This is a genomic window from Microbulbifer sp. S227A, from assembly GCF_049800935.1.
This window is the reverse complement of sequence record NZ_JBNAFZ010000002.1, coordinates 442,954-461,583: the sequence shown is the minus strand read 5'-3', so window position 1 is coordinate 461,583 and position 18,630 is coordinate 442,954. Positions and strand designations below refer to the sequence as shown.

The 18,630-nt window shown below is 63.0% G+C and carries 23 protein-coding genes; 11 read left to right on the top strand and 12 right to left on the bottom strand.

Annotated elements, in window-relative coordinates; all coding sequences use genetic code 11:
• Positions 1-155 precede the first annotated feature (155 nt).
• Both ACP15R_RS07090 and ACP15R_RS07085 read right to left on the bottom strand, forming a co-directional pair.
• Positions 156-515, bottom strand: coding sequence for a hypothetical protein (locus tag ACP15R_RS07090; RefSeq protein ID WP_424985694.1), 360 nt, complete (start codon positions 513-515; stop codon positions 156-158).
• On the bottom strand, positions 505-792 hold the full coding sequence (locus tag ACP15R_RS07085) for a rod-binding protein (protein ID WP_424985693.1): 288 nt from the start codon (positions 790-792) through the stop codon (positions 505-507). Before ACP15R_RS07085 ends, ACP15R_RS07090 begins: the two co-directional genes overlap by 11 nt.
• Before the next feature lie 110 nt (positions 793-902).
• Here ACP15R_RS07085 and ACP15R_RS07080 point away from each other — a divergent pair, with 110 nt between their 5' ends.
• From ACP15R_RS07080 to ACP15R_RS07055, 6 genes are all read left to right on the top strand, one after another.
• Positions 903-2,405, top strand: a complete 1,503-nt coding sequence (locus ACP15R_RS07080; protein ID WP_424985692.1) for a flagellar hook-length control protein FliK — start codon at positions 903-905, stop codon at positions 2,403-2,405.
• 2 nt (positions 2,406-2,407) lie between these two features.
• Positions 2,408-3,091 carry a flagellar hook capping FlgD N-terminal domain-containing protein gene (locus tag ACP15R_RS07075; RefSeq protein ID WP_424985691.1) on the top strand — a complete coding sequence of 228 codons (684 nt, stop codon included), beginning with the start codon at positions 2,408-2,410 and terminating at the stop codon, positions 3,089-3,091.
• Between the two features lie 105 nt (positions 3,092-3,196).
• Positions 3,197-3,841 carry an endonuclease III gene (gene nth / locus ACP15R_RS07070; protein ID WP_424985690.1) on the top strand — a complete coding sequence of 215 codons (645 nt, stop codon included), beginning with the start codon at positions 3,197-3,199 and terminating at the stop codon, positions 3,839-3,841.
• Complete coding sequence (locus tag ACP15R_RS07065; protein WP_424985689.1) at positions 3,838-4,827, top strand: adenosine kinase; 990 nt, start codon at positions 3,838-3,840, stop codon at positions 4,825-4,827. Before nth ends, ACP15R_RS07065 begins: the two co-directional genes overlap by 4 nt.
• Positions 4,828-4,831: 4 nt before the next feature.
• Positions 4,832-5,434, top strand: coding sequence for a GNAT family N-acetyltransferase (locus ACP15R_RS07060; protein WP_424985688.1), 603 nt, complete (start codon positions 4,832-4,834; stop codon positions 5,432-5,434).
• A gap of 81 nt (positions 5,435-5,515) precedes the next feature.
• Positions 5,516-6,520: an aldo/keto reductase gene (locus ACP15R_RS07055; protein WP_424985687.1), complete on the top strand. Its 1,005-nt coding sequence runs from the start codon at positions 5,516-5,518 to the stop codon at positions 6,518-6,520.
• Between the two features lie 6 nt (positions 6,521-6,526).
• Here the strand turns inward: ACP15R_RS07055 and ACP15R_RS07050 are convergent, their stop codons facing one another.
• Positions 6,527-7,009, bottom strand: a complete 483-nt coding sequence (locus tag ACP15R_RS07050) for an RNA pyrophosphohydrolase (RefSeq protein WP_424985686.1) — start codon at positions 7,007-7,009, stop codon at positions 6,527-6,529.
• A gap of 125 nt (positions 7,010-7,134) precedes the next feature.
• Between ACP15R_RS07050 and ACP15R_RS07045 the strand changes: the two genes are divergently transcribed.
• Positions 7,135-9,162: an FAD-dependent oxidoreductase gene (locus ACP15R_RS07045; protein WP_424985685.1), complete on the top strand. Its 2,028-nt coding sequence runs from the start codon at positions 7,135-7,137 to the stop codon at positions 9,160-9,162.
• On the opposite strand, the gene ACP15R_RS07040 is transcribed toward ACP15R_RS07045, so the two are convergent.
• Both ACP15R_RS07040 and ACP15R_RS07035 read right to left on the bottom strand, forming a co-directional pair.
• Positions 9,159-9,506, bottom strand: coding sequence for an antibiotic biosynthesis monooxygenase family protein (locus ACP15R_RS07040; protein WP_424985684.1), 348 nt, complete (start codon positions 9,504-9,506; stop codon positions 9,159-9,161). The genes ACP15R_RS07045 and ACP15R_RS07040 overlap by 4 nt on opposite strands.
• Positions 9,503-9,826: an NIPSNAP family protein gene (locus ACP15R_RS07035; RefSeq protein ID WP_424985683.1), complete on the bottom strand. Its 324-nt coding sequence runs from the start codon at positions 9,824-9,826 to the stop codon at positions 9,503-9,505. The genes ACP15R_RS07040 and ACP15R_RS07035 overlap by 4 nt, the downstream gene beginning before the upstream one ends.
• A 72-nt stretch (positions 9,827-9,898) precedes the next feature.
• Between ACP15R_RS07035 and ACP15R_RS07030 the strand changes: the two genes are divergently transcribed.
• Positions 9,899-10,573, top strand: a complete 675-nt coding sequence (locus ACP15R_RS07030; RefSeq protein ID WP_424985682.1) for an ArsR/SmtB family transcription factor — start codon at positions 9,899-9,901, stop codon at positions 10,571-10,573.
• A gap of 24 nt (positions 10,574-10,597) precedes the next feature.
• Here the strand turns inward: ACP15R_RS07030 and ACP15R_RS07025 are convergent, their stop codons facing one another.
• Positions 10,598-11,038, bottom strand: coding sequence for a DUF4399 domain-containing protein (locus ACP15R_RS07025; protein WP_424985681.1), 441 nt, complete (start codon positions 11,036-11,038; stop codon positions 10,598-10,600).
• A gap of 253 nt (positions 11,039-11,291) precedes the next feature.
• Between ACP15R_RS07025 and ACP15R_RS07020 the strand changes: the two genes are divergently transcribed.
• On the top strand, positions 11,292-12,197 hold the full coding sequence (locus ACP15R_RS07020) for a LysR family transcriptional regulator (protein ID WP_424985680.1): 906 nt from the start codon (positions 11,292-11,294) through the stop codon (positions 12,195-12,197).
• Positions 12,198-12,224: 27 nt separating this feature from the next.
• Here ACP15R_RS07020 and ACP15R_RS07015 read toward each other — a convergent pair whose 3' ends face one another.
• Genes ACP15R_RS07015 through ACP15R_RS07000 form a run of 4 tightly spaced genes read right to left on the bottom strand, consistent with a single transcriptional unit; the run spans position 12,225 to position 15,174 of the window.
• Positions 12,225-13,142 (bottom strand): OmpA family protein, encoded by a 918-nt coding sequence (locus ACP15R_RS07015; protein ID WP_424985679.1) that lies wholly within the window; start codon positions 13,140-13,142, stop codon positions 12,225-12,227.
• Positions 13,139-13,711 carry a peroxidase-related enzyme gene (locus tag ACP15R_RS07010; protein WP_424985678.1) on the bottom strand — a complete coding sequence of 191 codons (573 nt, stop codon included), beginning with the start codon at positions 13,709-13,711 and terminating at the stop codon, positions 13,139-13,141. The genes ACP15R_RS07015 and ACP15R_RS07010 overlap by 4 nt, the downstream gene beginning before the upstream one ends.
• A 6-nt stretch (positions 13,712-13,717) precedes the next feature.
• Positions 13,718-14,455: a GNAT family N-acetyltransferase gene (locus ACP15R_RS07005; RefSeq protein ID WP_424985677.1), complete on the bottom strand. Its 738-nt coding sequence runs from the start codon at positions 14,453-14,455 to the stop codon at positions 13,718-13,720.
• A complete protein-coding gene (locus tag ACP15R_RS07000) occupies positions 14,452-15,174 on the bottom strand; it encodes a competence/damage-inducible protein A (RefSeq protein WP_424985676.1) in 723 nt (240 codons plus the stop codon). The genes ACP15R_RS07005 and ACP15R_RS07000 overlap by 4 nt, the downstream gene beginning before the upstream one ends.
• A gap of 48 nt (positions 15,175-15,222) precedes the next feature.
• Between ACP15R_RS07000 and sfsA the strand changes: the two genes are divergently transcribed.
• Together sfsA and map are read left to right on the top strand one after the other, a co-directional pair.
• Entirely contained in the window at positions 15,223-15,927 is a 705-nt protein-coding gene (gene sfsA / locus ACP15R_RS06995) for a DNA/RNA nuclease SfsA (protein ID WP_424985675.1), read from the top strand.
• Positions 15,928-15,993: 66 nt separating this feature from the next.
• Positions 15,994-16,809: a type I methionyl aminopeptidase gene (gene map, locus ACP15R_RS06990; RefSeq protein ID WP_424985674.1), complete on the top strand. Its 816-nt coding sequence runs from the start codon at positions 15,994-15,996 to the stop codon at positions 16,807-16,809.
• Between the two features lie 9 nt (positions 16,810-16,818).
• Here the strand turns inward: map and rsmD are convergent, their stop codons facing one another.
• Together rsmD and ACP15R_RS06980 are read right to left on the bottom strand one after the other, a co-directional pair.
• Positions 16,819-17,382: a 16S rRNA (guanine(966)-N(2))-methyltransferase RsmD gene (gene rsmD / locus ACP15R_RS06985; protein WP_424985673.1), complete on the bottom strand. Its 564-nt coding sequence runs from the start codon at positions 17,380-17,382 to the stop codon at positions 16,819-16,821.
• Positions 17,379-18,590, bottom strand: a complete 1,212-nt coding sequence (locus tag ACP15R_RS06980; protein ID WP_424985672.1) for an NAD(P)/FAD-dependent oxidoreductase — start codon at positions 18,588-18,590, stop codon at positions 17,379-17,381. The genes rsmD and ACP15R_RS06980 overlap by 4 nt, the downstream gene beginning before the upstream one ends.
• Between the last annotated feature and the right edge of the window lie 40 nt (positions 18,591-18,630).

The window sequence follows — 18,630 nt, the reverse complement described above, 5'->3', positions numbered from 1 at the left end:
ACGGGCGGCCCAAACGTCTTTCTGACTATTGCGAGCGCCGTGTTTCCGGCTTCGCGCCATCCTTGTTTCAGATGCCCCATCAACATCGGCGTTATGTCCTAATGGAATCCTAAACCGGCACCTCAAGTTCGGTTGGATTTGTTTCAAATCCGGGGTCAGGCACGTTTCTCGACATTGGAGCTGGTACGGGTGCCAAAGGTCTGCCGGTTGCCGCGCCGGTCGTAGGTTTCAAACCCGGACCGCACCCGGCGAAGCTCGGCCATGCGGTTTGCAACCGCGCGGATGCCTTCGAGCGCGCTGTTCAGCAGAGCCTGGTTGCGCGTCACCTTCTTGTGCACCTTTTCAAGCGCCGGTTGCGTGTCGGGGTTTATGGCATTGATGCGATCAATCAGGTCTTCTTTGATCGACATCAGCTGGCCCAGCTGCTCAAGCTGACCCGAAAGCAGGGCTTCGCGCTCACGATCCAGCAGTTCGTCCAGGGATTCGATCAGGTCCTGATGGGGGTTATCCGTCATGATGTGCGTCCTTCAGTGCATTAAAGAGTGATTCGGCCAATCCGATGCCGCCGGATTGCGCAATATGATCCGCCTGTGCGCGGACAAGCAGCGAGGAATATTGGTCTTCTCCGGCACCGCCGCCCATTGACTCGCGTGATTTTCCGAACCCGGCGGATTTCAACATCTCGGTCAGGAAAGCGGCTTCAAGCTCGGTCGCCGCCTGACGCAACGGCGACATGTCGATGTCACGTGGCGGCTGTGCAGAGGCGGGCAGGGTTGGGGTTACTGGGGTCATGGAATACCTCGAATTGCTTGGATTTTTTAAAGAATGATGCCAATCCAGTTAAAATATCCGTAACCGGTTTTGCCGATGGTCGGGTCATCAAGAAAGAATTCTGGTGACACATGCAGATCATTTCCATTCCGGTTCCGAACGCGGGGGGCGCGGCGACTCCCAAGCCTGACCCGATGGGCGACACCGCTGGCGGCTCCAAGGGAAATTCCTTTGCCTCGGCGCTGGCGGCGTTGTTCGCGGATACGACCGATGAGCCCGAAACCGCAGCTCCGCGGAAGGTTGAGGGGGGCGAAGCCGGGGACGAGAGCGGACCCGGAGAGCAGTTGCGTTCCGAGGAACCGGTTGATGAGCCGCGCGACGGTGCGCAGCCATGGGTTGCGGAAGGCGATGGCGCACAGCGGCAAGATGTTCGGATACCTGACGCGGATCGTGCCGTGGCCGATCAGGGCGTCGGTTTTGAGCCGCCGGTGGAGGAAGCTGACCGCCCGCAGACCCAAGAGCGGCAGCAAGTGAATGCAGCATCGCAGCCTGCAATCGCGGCACCCGGCGGCGTTGGGCAGGAGTCGTCTGCGCCCGGCGCGGATCAGAATGGGGCGGTACACCGTGATTCGCGCGAAGCGAAGCGGGACGTTGGCAACAGCCCCCGCAGGAGCATGACGCAGGCCGAGATGTCGCTGGCGCAATCCGAGCAGCCGGCGGTGACGTCGGACCGGCCGGTGGACCGGGTTGCAGAGATCACATCAAACGCCGCCCCGGCTGTGCGCCCCGATGATCGCCCGTTCGGTTCGGGCGGGCCAACGGCTTCACCTGTGGAGCCTGCGAGGTCTGGGCGGCAGAGCGATCCGGCGCTTGAGCCGCGCGCAACAATTGCCGGAGGTGAACAGGGGGCCGCCGCATCGCTACAGGCCGTCGGACCACGCGCACCGGGGGCGGGATCGCATCCAGAACTGGCCGAACGCACACCCTCCGAGGCACGAATCGAGCCGGCTTCGATCGCCGAAGCGCAGGTGCGGGCCAGCGCCCCGAGATCGGTGTCTTTCGCGCCCGAAGTGGCCGTCACCACACCGATTGCAACGGGCGGCACCGCACCGGTGCCTGCAACCGAAGTGCTCGCAGCCGAGGCCATTTCCCCGTTTGGCGAATCGGCCGAAGCGGGGGTGTTGCGGTCGAGTCCGGCCACCGCCACGGCGAATCCGGTGGTTGCGGATCTGACCACGGCCCGCCCCGAGACGGTGCGCAATGCCGCGGCCCATGCGGTTGAGGTCCTCACACGCGAGCCCGGCAAGACTGTGGAAATTGCCCTGAACCCAGAAGAGTTGGGGCGGGTGCGCATGGCCCTGTCTCCGAGCGACGCCGGGGTCACCGTGCTGATCACCTCGGAACGGCCAGAGACGCTGGAACTGATGCGCCGCCATATCGAGCAACTTTCCCGGGAATTCCAGAAGCTTGGTTATGAGCAGGCGCATTTCGAATTCAGTGGCGAAACCTCGGATGGTGAAGACCGGCCCGCGCATGAGCGGCCCGCCGGCTATGGCACGGCCGGGACACCCGATGAAACGCAGAACGCGATTCCAACCCGCCTGGTTCAAACCGGGCTAGACCTGAGGCTCTGAACATGACCGAGATCACGACTTCCCCTGCCGCCGCGACAGCGGCCACGGCAGCGGGTGCAACCTCCGCGACATCAAGCGCCAGCGCCAGCACCGGGTTGACATCCGATTTCGAGACGTTTCTCAAGATGCTGACGGCGCAGGCCCGCTATCAGGACCCGCTCGAGCCGATCGATTCGACCGAATATGCCGCGCAATTGGCACAGTTTTCGATGGTCGAGCAGCAGGTTCAGACAAACGATACCCTGAGCGCGCTTTTTGCCCGGATGGATTCGTCCAACATGGCGTCTCTTGCGGGGTGGGTCGGGATGGAGGTTCGCGCCGATACGCCGGTTCATTTCGACGGACAGCCGGTGACGGTATCCCCGGGCGTTGCGGCCACGGCGGACGCGGCCTATCTGGTGGTGACGGACACGGACGGGCGCGAGGTTCAACGCTCTGAAATCCCCTTGTCGGCGGAACCGGTCGAATGGGCCGGGGTCGATTCGAGTGGCGCGCCATTTGCCAGTGGGGTCTACACGTTCACGGTGGACAGTTTCCGCAACGGGGCGGAAATCGAATCGGGCGTTACCGAGGTTTACGGGCGCATTGCCGAAGCACAGTTCAAGGGCAACGAGGTGATGCTGGTCCTCGACGGTGGGCCAACGGTTGCGGCCAATGATGTTTCGGCCCTGCGCCAGGGAAGCTGACGGGCACGACCTCGCGGCGAGAGGGCTCGGACCGCCAGGCCTTTCTGACCGATCGCGGCTCTTTGCCCGTTGCCTCGCGGCGGTGCCACGGGCATTAAGGCGCGGATGGCAAAGCAGCTCGATTATCACACGATCCACGAGATCTTTACGCGCTTTCGCGCGGCGGAACCCGAACCCAAGGGCGAACTTGATCATGTGAACGCCTTTACGCTGGTGGTTGCGGTGGCGCTATCGGCCCAGGCGACCGATGCCGGGGTCAACAAGGCGACGCGCAAGCTGTTTGAAATCGTCACCACCCCTCAGCAGATGCTCGATCTGGGAGAAGACCGCCTGATCGAGCATATCAAGACCATCGGCCTGTATCGCAACAAGGCCCGGAACGTGATGAAGCTGTCCCGCATCCTGGTCGAGCAATACGGCGGCGAGGTGCCGAATTCCCGCGCTGCGCTGCAGTCGCTGCCCGGCGTCGGACGCAAGACCGCGAATGTCGTGCTGAACATGTGGTGGCAGTATCCGGCGCAGGCGGTGGACACCCATATCTTCCGTTTTGGAAATCGCAGCGGCGTTGCCCCGGGCAAGGATGTCGATGCGGTCGAACGTGCCATCGAAGACCATATCCCGGTTGAATTTCAGCAGCACGCACACCACTGGATGATCCTGCACGGGCGCTATCACTGCAAGGCGCGCAAACCCCAGTGCCCGACCTGCCTGATCCGCGACCTTTGCCAGTACGAGGACAAGACATTATGAGCAATTACGACCTGGTGGGCATCGGCAACGCCGTTGTCGATGTCATCACGCAGGCAGATGACAGCTTTCTCGATCACATGGGCATCGAAAAAGGCATCATGCAACTGATCGAACAGGACCGTGCCGAACTTTTGTACGGCGCGATGGACGGCCGGGTGCAAACCCCCGGCGGCTCGGTCGCCAACACGATCGCCGGGGCCGGTGCCCTGGGGCTGGAAACCGCGTTTATCGGCCGGGTGCGCGACGATGCGTTGGGGCGGTTCTATGCCGATGCGATGAACGAGAACGGGATCGATTTCGTCAATCCGCCGGTGCCTGACGGGGAAATGCCCACGTCGCGGTCGATGATCTTTGTCTCTCCGGACGGCGAGCGGTCGATGAACACCTATCTGGGGATTTCCACCGGCCTGTCGTCGGTCGACGTGCCGCAAGAGGTGACCAGCAAGGCGCAGATCATGTTCCTCGAAGGGTACCTCTTTGATCATGATGCCGGCAAGTCGGCCTTTCGCGAGGCGGCCCGGGCGACGCGTGCGGGTGGCGGCAAGACCGGGATCGCGATTTCCGACCCGTTCTGCGTGGATCGGCACCGGGCGGATTTCCTGTCGCTGATCCAGCACGACCTGGATTTTGTCATCGGCAACGAGGCCGAGATCCAATCGCTCTTCGAAACCGACCATCTGGACGATGCGCTGATGATGACCGCGGCCTTGTGCCCCCTGGTGGTTTGCACCCGTTCCGGTGACGGCGTGACGGTCATGCAGGGCACGGAGCGCGTGGATGTTCCGGTCGAACGTGTCACCCCGGTCGATGCAACGGGCGCCGGGGATCAGTTTGCCGCCGGGTTCCTGTTTGGCATGGCCAGGGGGCTGGATCTTGAGACATGCGCGCGGATCGGCTGTGTCTGCGCCCGCGAGGTGATTTCGCATATCGGCCCGCGCCCCGAAGCCGACATGCCGAAATTGCTGCGCGATAGCGGATTGCTGTGACGCCATGCTGACCGACGGGTATCACGACATCCCTGCGGGCAAGGTGGCGGCCATTGTCACGCATCTGGAGATGCGCAGGCCGGCCGCCACGCCTCCCGGACGCATACCTGATGGGCTGACGCTCGATCCCGTGACCAAGGCAGCACCGGATTGGTACCGCGATCTGTTCATGCGGGTCGGCGGGATGGATTGGCTCTGGTTCTCGCGGATGGAGCTCGATGACGCGGCGCTTGCCGCGATCCTGCATGATCCACAGGTCGCGCTATATGCGCTGATGCGTGAGGGTGTCGCCCACGGCATGGTCGAGCTTGATTTCCGCCAGCCGGGTGAGTGCGAACTGGCCTTCTTTGGGCTGACCTCCGATCTGATCGGGCAGGGCGCCGGGCGCTTCATGATGAACCACGCAATCCGCACCGCGTGGTCCCGCCCGATTTCGCGCCTGCATGTCCATACCTGTACGCTTGATTCACCGCAGGCGCTTGGATTCTATCAGGCCTGCGGTTTCGTGGCCTGTCGCCAGCAGGTCGAGATCGCGGATGATCCCCGTCTGCAAGGCAGCCTGCCGCCAGATGCCGGGGCGCATGTGCCGGTATTCCCGGTTCGGTAATCCCGGCACGGTGAGGTGGCTGGACTTTGCCGGGGCGGGCTGATTGTTTACGCCTGAAATTCGCAACCCGAGAGGTGTCTCATGCAGTCGCGTAAACTGGGCAGGGATGGGCCCGAGATTTCTGCCATCGGCATCGGGGCCATGTCGTTCGCCGATTTCTACGGGCCAACGAACGAAGCGGAATCGCACGCCATTCTGGACGCGGCGCTCGATTTCGGGATCACCCACCTGGACACTGCAAATGTCTATGGGATGGGCAAATCCGAGAGCGCAATAGGCAGCTATCTTGCCGGGCGGGGCCGCGGGACCCGCGAGCGGTTTACCATCGCAACCAAGGCAAGCATCACCAGCGACAGAGAGACCGGGCGTCGGGTCTTTGACAATTCCAAACACCATCTGACACAGGAGCTTGACGCCAGCCTCAAGCGGCTTGGCACCGATGCCGTAGACCTGTTCTATGTGCACCGGCGCGATCCGAGCCTTGAGATCGAAGAGGTGACCGAGACCCTTGCCGGGCTGGTCAGGGCGGGCAAGACCCGGGCGATCGGCTTTTCCGAGATTGCCCCGTCCTCGCTCAGGCGGGCGATGGCGGTACACCCGGTTGCGGCGGTCCAGTCGGAATACTCCCTGGCCACGCGGTTCCCCGATCTCGGGCTGGTCCAGACCTGCGCCGACCTTGGCGTTGCGCTGGTGGCGTTCAGCCCGGTTGGCCGTGGGCTGCTGACCGATCGGCCGCACGGGGCCGAGGCGATTGCCGGGATGCCGTTTCTGAGAGGCAACCCACGCTTTGTGGAACCGAACCTGTCAACGAATCTTGCCACCACGCAAGCGTTTCGCGCGCTGGCCGCCGATATGGGATGTTCGGCGGCGGCGCTGGCGATTGCCTGGGTTCTGACGCGGGGCGATCACGTGGTGCCGATTCCGGGAACCCGGTCGGTTGCCCATCTCGCAGAGCTGGCCGCCGGGGCCGAGTTGCGGTTGAGCGACAGCGATCTGGCGCGCATAGACACGGTGTTGCCTGTCGGCTGGGCGCATGGCGACCGCTATTCGGCAGAGCAGTGGGTTGGGCCGGAACGCTATTGCTGAGCGGGATCAGAGGTGCGGGCCAAAAGCGGCCAGCACCTGTTCATAGACCGCGCGTTTGAATGGTACGATGGCCTCGACCAGCTGATCTGCCGGTTGCCAACGCCAAACGGTGAACTCGGGATGTTCGGTTGCGATGTCGACCTGGTCGTCTTGGCCGAGGAACCGCATCAGGAACCATTTCTGCTCCTGCCCGCGATAGCGACCCTTCCAGATCTTGGGCACGATGTCATGCGGCAGATCATAAGGCAGCCAGTTCTCGGTCTCGGCCAGGATCTCTACAAGCTCCGGCGGGACGCCGGTTTCCTCCCACAATTCACGCAGGGCCGCGTCACGCGGCGCCTCGCCCTTGTCTATCCCGCCCTGCGGCATTTGCCAGGCTTCCGCATGGCGATCGTTGCGCTGGCCGACAAAGACATTGCCCTCGCCGTTGATCAGCATGATGCCGACACATTTGCGATAGGGCAGTTTGGCAATTTCGTCCGGGGTCATTTCGGGCTCCTGCGATGGTGGGTCCTGTCTAACGGCAACACCTGCGGGCGCAAGTGTTTGACGCGGCGTTTTGCGTGACACACCCTGTGTCTGTGCCCATGTTGCCCGCGAAAAGGGAGACTCTGATGGCTGACTATCCGAACCTGCTGGCCCCGCTGGACCTGGGCTTTACCACCTTGAAGAACCGCGTGCTGATGGGCTCCATGCATACCGGCCTTGAGGAAACCCGCGACTGGAACCGGGTGGCTGAATTCTATGCCGAGCGCGCCCGTGGCGGTGTTGCGTTGATGGTGACCGGCGGGATCGGTCCCAACACGGAAGGTTCGGTCGCGCCGGGGGCGTCGATGATGACGACGCTGGAAGACATCGACAATCATGCGGTGGTCACCGAGCGCGTTCACGCGGCGGGCGGCAAGATTTGCATGCAGATCCTGCATGCGGGCCGCTATGCCTATGGGCCGAATTGCGTGGCCCCCAGCCCGGTCAAGTCGCCGATTTCTCCGTTCCCGCCCACCGAGCTGGACGAAGAGGGGATCGAAAAGCAGATTGCCGATATCGTCGAAGCGGCGCGCAAGGCGCGCGAGGCCGGCTATGACGGGGTCGAGATCATGGGCTCGGAAGGGTATTTTATCAACCAGTTCATTGTGACGCATACCAACAAGCGCACGGATCGCTGGGGCGGATCCTATGAAAACCGGATGCGGCTGGCGATCGAGATCGTGCGGCGAACACGCGAGGTATGCGGCCCCGATTTCATCATCATCTATCGCCTGTCGATGATTGACCTGGTGCCGAACGGCTCGACCCATGACGAGGTGGTGCAGCTGGCGCAGGAGATCGAAAAGGCCGGGGCCACGATCATCAATACCGGCATCGGCTGGCACGAGGCGCGGATTCCGACGATTGCGACCTCGGTGCCGCGCGCCGCCTTTGCCTGGGTCACGAAAAAGCTGATGGGCAAGGTGGGCATCCCGGTCATCACCAGCAACCGCATCAACACGCCCGAAGTGGCGGAAGAGGTGCTTGCAACCGGCTGTGCAGACATGGTGTCGATGGCGCGCCCGATGCTGGCGGATTCGCATTTCGTGGCCAAGGCGGCGGCGGGCAGGGGGGATCGAATCGCGCCCTGTATCGCCTGCAACCAGGCCTGTCTGGATCACACGTTCGGCGGCAAGCTGACCAGCTGCCTGGTCAACCCACGCGCCTGCAACGAAACCGAACTGGTGATCGCCAGGACCGATACCGCCAAGACCATTGCCATTGTCGGGGCCGGGCCGGCGGGCCTGTCCACCGCGATCACGGCGGCGGAACGCGGCCATGACGTGACGCTGTTCGATCGGGCATCGGAAATCGGTGGACAGCTGAACATGGCCAAGCAGATCCCCGGCAAGGAAGAATTCTGGGGGCTGGTCGACTGGTATCGCACCATGGTGTCCGATCTGGGGATCCGGACCCGGCTGGGTCACGCGGTTTCGGCGGCGGATCTGGACGGGTTCGACGAAATCATCATCGCCACCGGCGTGACCCCGCGCGATCCGCAAATCCCCGGACAGGATGCGCCCAACGTGGTCAGCTATATCGATGTCTTGCGTGACGGGGCCGAGGTCGGTGACCGGGTGGCGGTAATCGGAGCAGGCGGCATCGGGTTCGACGTGTCCGAGTTTCTTGCCCATCAAGGCACCAGCCCTACCGAAGACCTGCCCCTGTGGATGCAGGAATGGGGCGTGTCCGACCCGGCTGAGAACCGCAGCGGGCTTGCCCCCGAGGGACCGCAGCCGCACCCATCGGCGCGGCAGATCACGCTGTTGCAGCGCAAGGCCAGCAAGCATGGCAAGGGTCTGGGCAAGACGACCGGCTGGATTCACCGCGCGACGCTCAAGATGAAGGGGGTGCAGTTTGTCGGCGGGGTCAACTATGACGCCATTGATGCCGCCGGGCTGCATGTGTCCTTTGGTGAGGCGCGCGAAAACCCGACGCTGATCGAGGCGGATACCGTCGTGCTCTGTGCGGGGCAATTGCCCGAACGCAGCCTGGCGGATTCCCTGATCGAGCGCGGCGTCCACCCGCATGTGATCGGTGGCGCCGACGTTGCCGCCGAACTGGACGCCAAGCGCGCAATCGATCAGGGCACCCGGCTGGCCGCCATGCTCTAGCCGCGATGCGCCGCGATACTGTCCTGCGGGGCCTGCGCGCGGTCGGTCATGCCATAGTCGCGGATGACATGGGCCACGCGCAGGCGGTAATCGGCAAAGACACCGCCGCGCCCCTTGGCCTGCGCGCGCCTATGGGCATCGAGCCTGCGCCATTCCTCGACCGCGGCCTCGTCGCGAAACAGCGACAGCGACAGCAACTTGCCGGGGTTGGTCAGGCTCTGAAACCGCTCAACCGAGATGAATCCGTCGATTTGTTCGGCCAGCGGGCGCATATCGGCGGCGATAGCGAGATAGCGGTCCTGCATGCCGTCTGCGGGTTCCACTTCAAAGATGATTGCGATCATGATCTTTCTCCATGCGGGGCTGAGGCAAGGGTCAGCCATGTCCGGTCTTCGCGCAACAGAAACCGCTCCCGCTGGGCGAATTCATAGTTTTCCCGCCCCAGCGGATCGGTCGCTAACCGGGCACGATAGGTTTCGTATTCGGCGAGGCTTGGGATGTTGTAGATGCCATAAGCAAGGGTCGAGGAGCCTTCGTGCGGCGCGAAATATCCCACGAGATCGGCGCCACAGCGGGGGATCGCCTGGCCCCAATTGCGGGCGTATTGGCGAAATTGGCCGGTCTTGGTGGGGTCGATCTGGTATCTGATGATGCAGGTGAGCATTGCAACCTCCGTGTTGTGCCGCATCATCACTAGCCGATTGCACGGCATGGATGCTTCGACTAGCATCGAAGCATGAAGGATGGTCCCGACTTTGCCGCGATCGCATCGCTGATTGGCGATCCGGCCCGTGCCAACATGCTGACGGCCCTGATGTCGGGCAAGGCGCTCACCGCGAGCGAGCTTGCCAGCGAGGCCGGGGTCAGCGCCCAAACCGCGAGCTCGCATCTGCGCAAATTGCAGGATGCCGGGCTGTTGAAACTCCACAAACAGGGGCGGCATCGCTATTTCGCGCTGTCCGGTGACAACGTGGCTCAGGCGCTCGAAGGTCTGATGGGGCTGGCCGCCGGATTGGGGCATCTGCGAACCCGTACCGGACCGCGGGATCAGGCGCTGCGCACCGCGCGGGTCTGCTATAATCACCTGGCCGGAGAGATGGGCGTGCGCATGTTTGCCTCGATGCGCGCCCGCGGGCATTTCGCGTTTGGCGACAGCGGCCTGGACCTGACCGGGGCCGGGCGGGCATTTGTGGCCACGTTGGGTATCGACACCCGGGACATGCCGCGCAGCAAGGCCCCGATGTGCCGTGAATGCCTGGATTGGAGCGTCCGGCAGTCGCATCTGGCGGGCCGTCTCGGGCGCGCCATGCTGGCCCGTTTCGAAACCCTTGATTGGGCCCGGCGCGTTCCCGACACGCGGATCGTGAAATTCACCGAGCGCGGCCTTAGGGAATTCGACGCGCTGTTCTGAGCTATGGCCGTCAACGCGGGCCGGTCACTCCACCGTGATGCGGATCACCTCGGACATGACCGGATCGGCATGGGGCACATGCGCCGCGTCGCCAAGCACCAGTTGCAGCGTATGTATGCCTGCCGGCAGGTCCAGCGTGATTTCGGTCTGACCGCCGCCAAAGTGCCGGTGATGTTCGTCCGCCGGCAGCCCGTTGGCCAATTCCTCGGCACCATCCTCGCCCTCGCCGAGCGGTGGCCGATCGATCAGCAGGTGATGATGCCCGGTCATTTCGGCCTGGGTTCCGGCGGGCGCAACGCCCATGCCCGAAAGCCCAAATACCACCGTGACGGGAGATGAGACCACATCACCATCGGCCAGATTGACAAAATAAACCCGCGCGTCGGGGTTGGAGGGGGTTTGCGCCCAGACCGGAACGGTCAGGGTCAGCATCGCGGCCAAGGCCGTCGTAAGAGCGAATTTCATGGCACCACCGAATGATCAGAGAATTATAGAGATTTATTAGCACGGAATTGCCACAATTCCATCTCGCTTTGAAATGTTGAATGAAAACAATTCTTTATATTGGGATATGACGCATGTGCCGGGCATTCAAGGCGTTTCCACAGCGAGAACGGTTAATGGCGAAACCCCGATATTATCCCACACTCGCCGCGATCTTGCCCAGATTTCAATCGATACAATTTGCATCGTCCAAAGAGTTCTTGAGGTGCTGCGTATGGATCGTTTGACGGAAATGGAAGCCTTTGCCAACGTGGTGGATCAGGGTGGCTTTACCGATGCCGCCAAGAAAATGGGGATCTCGAAATCCGCGGTGTCCAAGCACGTGTCCAGCCTTGAGGCGCGATTGGGCGCGCGGTTGCTGAACCGCACCACCCGCCGGGTCAGCCCGACGGAAATCGGTCTGGCCTATTACGACCGCGCGCGCCGTGTGCTGAACGACGCGGGCGAAGCCGATGCGCTGGTGACGTCGATGCAATCCGCGCCATCGGGCCTCTTGCGGATCAGTGTCGCGACCGATTTCGGGGTCAATCACCTGTCGCCGGTTCTATCCGGTTTCCTGTCGGATTTCCCGGACATCACGGTGAATATGGTTCTGAACAACCGCTATGTGGAATTGATCTCCGAGGGGTTCGACATGGCCGTCCGGATTGGCGAGCTCGAAGACAGCACCCTTCGTGCCCGCAAGCTGACCGAAACCACCAAGCGGATGATCGCCTCGCCCTCGTATTTCGAGAAATACGGACGACCGCAAAAGATCGATGACCTGAATGAACACAAGCTGCTGCATTATTCCAACCAGTCCAGCGGCAATGTCTGGCGTCTGACCGCGCCGTCGGGTGAAAAGCGCCAGGTGCGGACCGCCGGATGGCTGAGCGTCAATGACGGGCAATCGTTGTTGAATGCCGCGATTTCGGGTCTCGGGATCGCCTATCTGCCCAGTTTCCTCTATTCAGAGGCGCTGCAATCCGGGTTGGTCGAGGATGCGATGCCCTCCTTGCCGGCCGAAACCCAGGGTATCTATGCGGTCTATCCGCCGGGGCGTTTTACCCAGCCCAAGGTGCGCGCGTTTATCGATTTCCTGGTCCATGCCTTTGCCGAGAAAGGGCCGGCGGATTGGTAGGTTGATTGCCCTGCGAGCCCGGTTGATCTAACGCGTCGACAGCAAAACCGCTTCGACGCGCCGGTTGGCGTCTCGCCCTTCGGGCGTCAGGTTGGACGCAATCGGGGCAAGATATCCCACACCCTCGGCTTCCACGCGGGACGGGTCGATGTCGAACTGTTCGACAAGCCGGTCCCTGACCGCATTTGCGCGCTGTCTGGACAGGGTGATGTTGGTGGCCAGCGCGCCGGTGCTGTCACTATGACCGACCAGGGCGATGCGGTGCTCCGGATGGTCCCGCAGATAACCCGCAAGCCTGTCGAGCGAGAGATGGGGGCCGGGCAGCAAGGTTCCGGCTCCGCTGTCAAATTCCAGATCGCGCAGCACCACATGTCCGTCATGCCGCAGGGTCTGGCCCAACTCGCGCCCGGCCTCCGGGTTCTTGGCGGTGTGTGCCGTGACGCTGCCGGGGTCCGCCCCGTCGGGTGCCACGCGGATCGTCTGGATATAGGCGGCGTTGCCGCTGCGGCTGACCAATATGCTGACGGCGTCATCAGATGCGCGGGTCGCCGAAAGAAACCGATAGTTGCGGATGTCCACATGCATGTCCGGCGCCGGGACGATCTCGGTTTCAAAGCGGAAGTCAAATCCGCCACAATCCCGGTCTTTGCATTCAAAAACAATGTCATACCCCAATCCGGCGAGCTGGTCGCGCAACGGGGCCATCAGTTGCAGCGTCGTGGATGAAGCGCCGTCGATGCGAAAGGTCCGCCGCTCGATGCGCCCTTCGAAGCGGCGCGCCGGGATGGTGCCATCGGCAAAGCTCCCGGTCGGCAGGTCATAGCTGTCAAGCGGGCTGGTCCGGTCGGACAATTGCCGGGCGCTCGCCGGCAACGCCAGGTCCTGTGCCTGTGCGATGGCGGGCAGCAAGCCGAAGATCAAACTGGCGGCGAGGCGGCGCATCATCGGAACTGGGCGTGATACTCGTCATTCGGCCGCATCGCGGTGGCGCTTGCGACGCGGTTTGACATGTTGAAGAAGCCGGCGACATTGGCAATGTCCCAGATGTCGCGGTCGCTGAAGCCGACATCGCGCAGGGCCTGGCGGTCGGCCTCCTCAATGGTGGCGCTCGCGGTTGTAACCTTGGCGGCGAAATCGAGCATTTCGCGTTGGCGGGAATCAAGCGGCGCAACACGGTAATTCATCACCAGCATCTCGCCCAATTGCGGGTTGCCCGATAGTTGCCGAACCGCCGCGCCATGCGCTACAAGGCAGTAATAACAACGGTTTATAGACGATACCACCACCGCGATCATTTCGCGCTCAAGCTTGCTCAGCCCGCTCTCTGCCAGCATCAGGTCGTTATACATGCCGGTAAAGGCGTTGAGCTTGGCAATGTCAAAGGCGTTGGCCCTGAGCACGTTGGGGACCATGCCGAGCTTCTCGACACAGATGTCAAAATACGTCTGCGTCTCCTGGGGCAGCGGATCGACCATTGGCAGGTCAAGGGCGGTTGGCGGTGTCCCGGTTTTCATGTGGGCTCAGGCTCCCTCTGGCAGATGTCGATAGTGATACTGTGCAACGGGCTGCATTCCGAGGGACCGGTACAGCGCGTTGGCGGCGGTATTCTCGACCGTGCACATCACCGACAGGGTTTGCGCGCCCTGCTCGGCGGCCCAGAACGCGGCGGCACGCATGATCCATCGACCCATGCCGCTGCGCCGTTGATGCGCCAGGATTTCGACCGCATGCACCATCGCGACGCCATCATGGATCGCCGCATAGGCGGTTCCGGCGGGCTTGTCCCGGTGACGGCCCAGAAAGCCGGTCTTTGGGCCATTGGCGCGTTGCATGATCGCAAGGCGTGCCGGGCCGATCCCGCCGGTGGCCCAGATTTCACGCATGATCGCCAGCGGTTCCCACAGCGAGAACACGGTGACGCGCGGTATCGGTTCATCCATCAACTGTGCCGGGGGGCAGGCATAGATCGTGACCGGATCCCTGAGCAGATAGCCGCGTTGCTCCAGCGCCTGGTCAAGGGCAGTTTCCCCCTGGCGGATCATGAAGATCCGGGGCTGCCCCATGTCACGCATCGCCGCTTGCGCGCTGTCAAGGTCAGCGGTGCCAAAATCCGCACCGGGTTGGCCCAGGGTCGTCGCCGATACGCGGCTGCCGCCGCCTTGCCCCTCGCGGAGCGTCCAGACGCCATGCCGCCGGACCCGCGCGGCGGGCCAGGTGCCGTCAATCACATCGTACCATGATGGTTGCGCTGTGTTCATGCGAGCAACACCTTCGATAGCTGGGTCATCGCGCTGTCCACCCGCGTGCCATCCTGACCGCGAATGACGATATTCGCGCCAAATACCCCGTCTTTCTGAAACGGATAGCAGCCGATCGACAGGTCGGCAAAGCGCGCGGCAAATTGCGACAGGGTCTCGGCAATGTCTCCTTCTCCGCGAAACACCTGCAGGCTCTGGCTCAGCAGCGGCGCGCCGCCGGTCAGGGTGGGCAGGACGCTGGCAACCATCGCCTGGAACACCTGCGGGACACCGGCCATGACGTGAACGTTGCCCAAGGTAAAGCCCGGCGCGCGGGACACCGGGTTGTCGATCAGCTGCGCCCCCTCTGGAATGCGGGCCATGCGCAGCCGCGCGGCGTTCAGCTCCAGCCCGCTCTTTTCGTAGTGATCCTCAAGTATCTTGCGGGCGTCATCACGAACATCGATCGTCGCGCCAAACGCGGCGGCGATGCAATCCGCCGTGATGTCGTCATGGGTCGGCCCGATGCCACCGCTGGTGAACACTACATCGTGGGTTTCGGACAGGGCGCGGGTGGCATCGATGATCGCGTCCCGGTCATCGCTGACAACGCGCACCTGTTTCAGGTCGATGCCGTTCTTGGTCAGCTCGCCGGCCAGGAAATGCATGTTCGAATCGCGCGTGCGCCCTGACAGGATTTCATCGCCGATCACCAGCATCGCGGCGGTAGGATTTGCCATGGCATGCCTCGCTTGAATGGTTGCGCCTGCAGGTATAGGCCCTTGGCCATGCGCTTTGAAACCCCTCTTGTTCCCGCCCGTCTGATCCGCCGCTACAAACGCTTTCTGGCCGATTGCCGGTTGGAGGACGGTCGCGAAATCACCGCCCATTGCGCCAATCCCGGCTCGATGTTGGGGCTGGCGCAGCCGGGCCAGAAGGTCTGGCTCGAACCCAATGACGATCCGCGCAAAAAGCTGAAATTCGGCTGGCGGCTGGTGGATCACGAGAACGGCCATTTTACCGGCGTGGATACCTCGGTGCCCAATCGCGCCCTGCGCGCGGCGTTGATCGCCGGACAGGTCGAGGGGCTCGCCGCCTACCAGACGGTGCGCCCCGAGGTCAGATACGGTGAGTCGAGCCGGATTGACTTCCTGCTGAGCCAACCGGGCCTGCGTGATGCCTATGTCGAGGTCAAGAGCGTGACATTGTGTCGCCAGCCGGGGCTTGCCGAGTTCCCGGATTCGGTGACCAAACGCGGCGCGAAACACCTTGTGGAACTGTCCCGCGTGGCGGCGCAGGGCCATCGGGCGGTGATGCTGTACCTGGTTCAACGCACCGATTGCACGGGGTTTGACCTCGCCCGCGATATTGACCCGGACTATGCTACGGCCTATGACGCCGCCCGCGACCGGGGCGTTGAAACCCTGTGTTTCGGCACAAGGATCACGCCGCAGGACATTGACCTGGGACAGCCTGTCGCAGTTCTGATTTGACCCCCACTGGCACTTTTGCGCGTGGGGTATTAAGTGTATGGTAAGTCAACAAATATGGAGTCAACGGTGAATAACGAGCTGCGCGGCCGTCTGACCAAGGATGGCATCCGAATTTACGATCGCTCCGATTTCGACGGAATGCATGCTGCGGGCGCATTGGCGGCGCGGATCCTGGATGACATCCGTGACCATGTTTTTGTCGGACAAACCACCGGCGCCATCGATGCGGCGATCACCCGAATGGTCGAAGAGGCGGGGGCGAAATCGGCCACGATCGGCTACAAGGGATACGAGCATGCTAGCTGTATCTCGGTCAACCACGTGGTGTGCCACGGCATTCCCGGCGACAAGAAGCTCAAGGATGGCGATATTCTGAACATCGATGTGACGGTGATCGTCGATGGCTGGTTCGGGGATACCAGCCGGATGTATGTCGCGGGCAAGCTGCCGCGCAAGGCCGAGCGCCTGATTCAGGTCACCCATGACGCGCTGATGAAGGGGATCGAGATCGTCAGACCGGGCAATACGTTCGGTGACATCGGCCACGCCATCCAGACCTATGTCGAGGCGCATCGCATGAGCGTTGTGCGCGATTTTTGCGGGCACGGGCTGGGCCGGGTGTTTCACGCGCCGCCCAACGTGCTGCATTATGGCCGTCCGGGAACCGGCGCGACGCTGGAAGAGGGCATGTTCTTTACCATCGAACCGATGGTCAATCTGGGCCGACCGGAAACCAAGACCCTCGCCGATGACTGGACGGCTGTGACGCGGGACAAGTCCCTGTCGGCGCAGTTCGAGCATTCCATCGGCGTGACGGCGGACGGGTTCGAGATCTTTACACCGTCGCCTTCGGGGCGTTTCCACCCGACCTACGACAGCTGACCCGCGCGGTCATTCCGTGCCGTCAGAGGCCCGTAGCAGGGTCACATGCGTATCGCCGTATTTCCGGGTGTCGATCTGCGCATAGCCGTGGGGGGGCGTCATCGATGCGCTTTCTTCCCAGACGATCAACGCTCCGGGCGCGATCCAGCCACCGTCCTGCGCGGTGGCGAGGGCCTTTTGCCCAAGGGCTTTGCCATAGGGGGGATCAAGGAACACGAGGTCGCAAGCCGTGCCGGGGCAGGGGCCGAGCCGCGTCGCATCCCGGCGCAGCAGATCGGTTTGTTCGCCGCTTTCGGTCAGGTCGATATTCTTGCGGATCAGGTGCCCGGCGACGCGCCCGTCATCGACAAACGTGACATGCGCCGCGCCACGTGACAATGCTTCTAGGCCGAGCGCGCCGGTGCCGGCAAACAGGTCGAGCACCCGTGCGCCCTCAAGGTCGTGACGATGGGCCAGCACGTTGAACAGGCTTTCGCGCACCCGGTCCGTGGTGGGGCGCAGATGCGCCGCGCTGTCGCCCTTGCCGACCGAGGCCAGCGCCCGCCCACGAAAGCGTCCCGCGATGATCCTCACGGGCGCAGCAGCGATTTCAGGTCGGTTTCGGGGTTGGCAATGTCGTCGGGTGCGGGGGATTTCCCGGCCTCGATCAGCCGCTTTCCGATCATGTAACCGCGCGGATCGTTCATCGCGTCCACCGCCAGCAATCTGTCGGCCGCATAATACCAGAACGACACAGCGCCCTTGTCTCCTTGGTGCGTGACAACGCGGTCATAGCCGGTGTTCAGCCCGGCAATCTGGAGCTTCACATCATACTGATCCGACCAGAACCACGGTTTCGGGACATAGGGTTTTGCCGCGCCGAGCATGTTTTCCGCGACGCATTCCGCCTGGTCGATGGCATTTGGCACGCTCTCAAGGCGGATGCGCCCACCGGCATGGGGAAAGGATGCGCAATCGCCCGCCGCCCAGATCGACGGGTCCGAGGTCTGGCCCAACGCGTTGACCGCGATGCCGTTGTCGATGGTCAGCCCGGCCAATTCGGCCAATGTGGTCGAGGGGGTGATGCCGACCCCGACGATCACGAAATCAAGCGCAATCTCGCTGCCATCGCTCAGGACCGCGCCAGTGACCCGGCCGTCTGCCCCGGTCAGGCGATCAAGCCCGATCCCCTCGCGGATTTCGACCCCGTGGCCGCTGTGCAGGTTGCGGAAATAGTCGCTGGTTTCCGGTGCCGCCACCCGTTGCAGGATGCGGTCCGCCATCTCGACCAGCGTCACCTTTACGCCGCGCTTGGCGGCAACCGCCGCCGCTTCCAGTCCGATATAGCCGCCGCCCACGATCAACGCGCGCGCGCCCTTGGTGACTGCGGGGGCCATCGCGTCGACATCCGCAAGCGTGCGCACCACATGGACCCCTTCAAGATCGCCCCCGATCGCGGCAGGCAACCGGCGCGGATCGGACCCGGTGGTGAGCGCGAGTTGATCATAGGCAATCACCTCGTCACCGACGGCCACCGTCTTGGCCGCCGGATCGATCCCCGTGACTGTCGCCGCGGTGCGCAAGGCAATATCCTGGTCCGCGTAAAAGCTCTCGGGGCGCAGATACAGGCGTTCCAGCTCCATGTCGCCAAGCAGATAGGCCTTGCTGAGCGGTGGGCGCTGATAGGGCGGGGCGGGTTCGGCTCCGATCAGGGTCAGCGCACCGTCAAACCCGCTATTGCGCAGCTTTGCCACCAGCGATGCCCCGGCCTGGCCCGCTCCGATCACAACGATATGGCTCATCTGTCTACATCGCCCCTTGCAAGTGCTTGTCCCGTTGCTC

What these genes read in the sequence shown, in the direction of transcription:
- ACP15R_RS07035 (WP_424985683.1), bottom strand. Translation starts at nt 9,826, where the DNA reads ATGCTCACCTGCATCATCAGATACCAGATCGACCCCACCAAGACCGGC.
- ACP15R_RS07010 (WP_424985678.1), bottom strand. Translation starts at nt 13,711, where the DNA reads ATGAAAACCGGGACACCGCCAACCGCCCTTGACCTGCCAATGGTCGAT.
- ACP15R_RS07045 (WP_424985685.1), top strand. Translation starts at nt 7,135, where the DNA reads ATGGCTGACTATCCGAACCTGCTGGCCCCGCTGGACCTGGGCTTTACC.
- ACP15R_RS07055 (WP_424985687.1), top strand. Translation starts at nt 5,516, where the DNA reads ATGCAGTCGCGTAAACTGGGCAGGGATGGGCCCGAGATTTCTGCCATC.
- ACP15R_RS07090 (WP_424985694.1), bottom strand. Translation starts at nt 515, where the DNA reads ATGACGGATAACCCCCATCAGGACCTGATCGAATCCCTGGACGAACTG.
- ACP15R_RS07060 (WP_424985688.1), top strand. Translation starts at nt 4,832, where the DNA reads ATGCTGACCGACGGGTATCACGACATCCCTGCGGGCAAGGTGGCGGCC.
- ACP15R_RS07000 (WP_424985676.1), bottom strand. Translation starts at nt 15,174, where the DNA reads ATGGCAAATCCTACCGCCGCGATGCTGGTGATCGGCGATGAAATCCTG.
- ACP15R_RS07050 (WP_424985686.1), bottom strand. Translation starts at nt 7,009, where the DNA reads ATGACCCCGGACGAAATTGCCAAACTGCCCTATCGCAAATGTGTCGGC.
- ACP15R_RS07015 (WP_424985679.1), bottom strand. Translation starts at nt 13,142, where the DNA reads ATGATGCGCCGCCTCGCCGCCAGTTTGATCTTCGGCTTGCTGCCCGCC.
- ACP15R_RS07040 (WP_424985684.1), bottom strand. Translation starts at nt 9,506, where the DNA reads ATGATCGCAATCATCTTTGAAGTGGAACCCGCAGACGGCATGCAGGAC.
- ACP15R_RS07085 (WP_424985693.1), bottom strand. Translation starts at nt 792, where the DNA reads ATGACCCCAGTAACCCCAACCCTGCCCGCCTCTGCACAGCCGCCACGT.
- ACP15R_RS07075 (WP_424985691.1), top strand. Translation starts at nt 2,408, where the DNA reads ATGACCGAGATCACGACTTCCCCTGCCGCCGCGACAGCGGCCACGGCA.
- ACP15R_RS07065 (WP_424985689.1), top strand. Translation starts at nt 3,838, where the DNA reads ATGAGCAATTACGACCTGGTGGGCATCGGCAACGCCGTTGTCGATGTC.
- ACP15R_RS07080 (WP_424985692.1), top strand. Translation starts at nt 903, where the DNA reads ATGCAGATCATTTCCATTCCGGTTCCGAACGCGGGGGGCGCGGCGACT.
- ACP15R_RS07020 (WP_424985680.1), top strand. Translation starts at nt 11,292, where the DNA reads ATGGATCGTTTGACGGAAATGGAAGCCTTTGCCAACGTGGTGGATCAG.
- ACP15R_RS06980 (WP_424985672.1), bottom strand. Translation starts at nt 18,590, where the DNA reads ATGAGCCATATCGTTGTGATCGGAGCGGGCCAGGCCGGGGCATCGCTG.
- ACP15R_RS07030 (WP_424985682.1), top strand. Translation starts at nt 9,899, where the DNA reads ATGAAGGATGGTCCCGACTTTGCCGCGATCGCATCGCTGATTGGCGAT.
- nth (WP_424985690.1), top strand. Translation starts at nt 3,197, where the DNA reads ATGGCAAAGCAGCTCGATTATCACACGATCCACGAGATCTTTACGCGC.
- ACP15R_RS07025 (WP_424985681.1), bottom strand. Translation starts at nt 11,038, where the DNA reads ATGAAATTCGCTCTTACGACGGCCTTGGCCGCGATGCTGACCCTGACC.
- sfsA (WP_424985675.1), top strand. Translation starts at nt 15,223, where the DNA reads ATGCGCTTTGAAACCCCTCTTGTTCCCGCCCGTCTGATCCGCCGCTAC.
- ACP15R_RS07005 (WP_424985677.1), bottom strand. Translation starts at nt 14,455, where the DNA reads ATGAACACAGCGCAACCATCATGGTACGATGTGATTGACGGCACCTGG.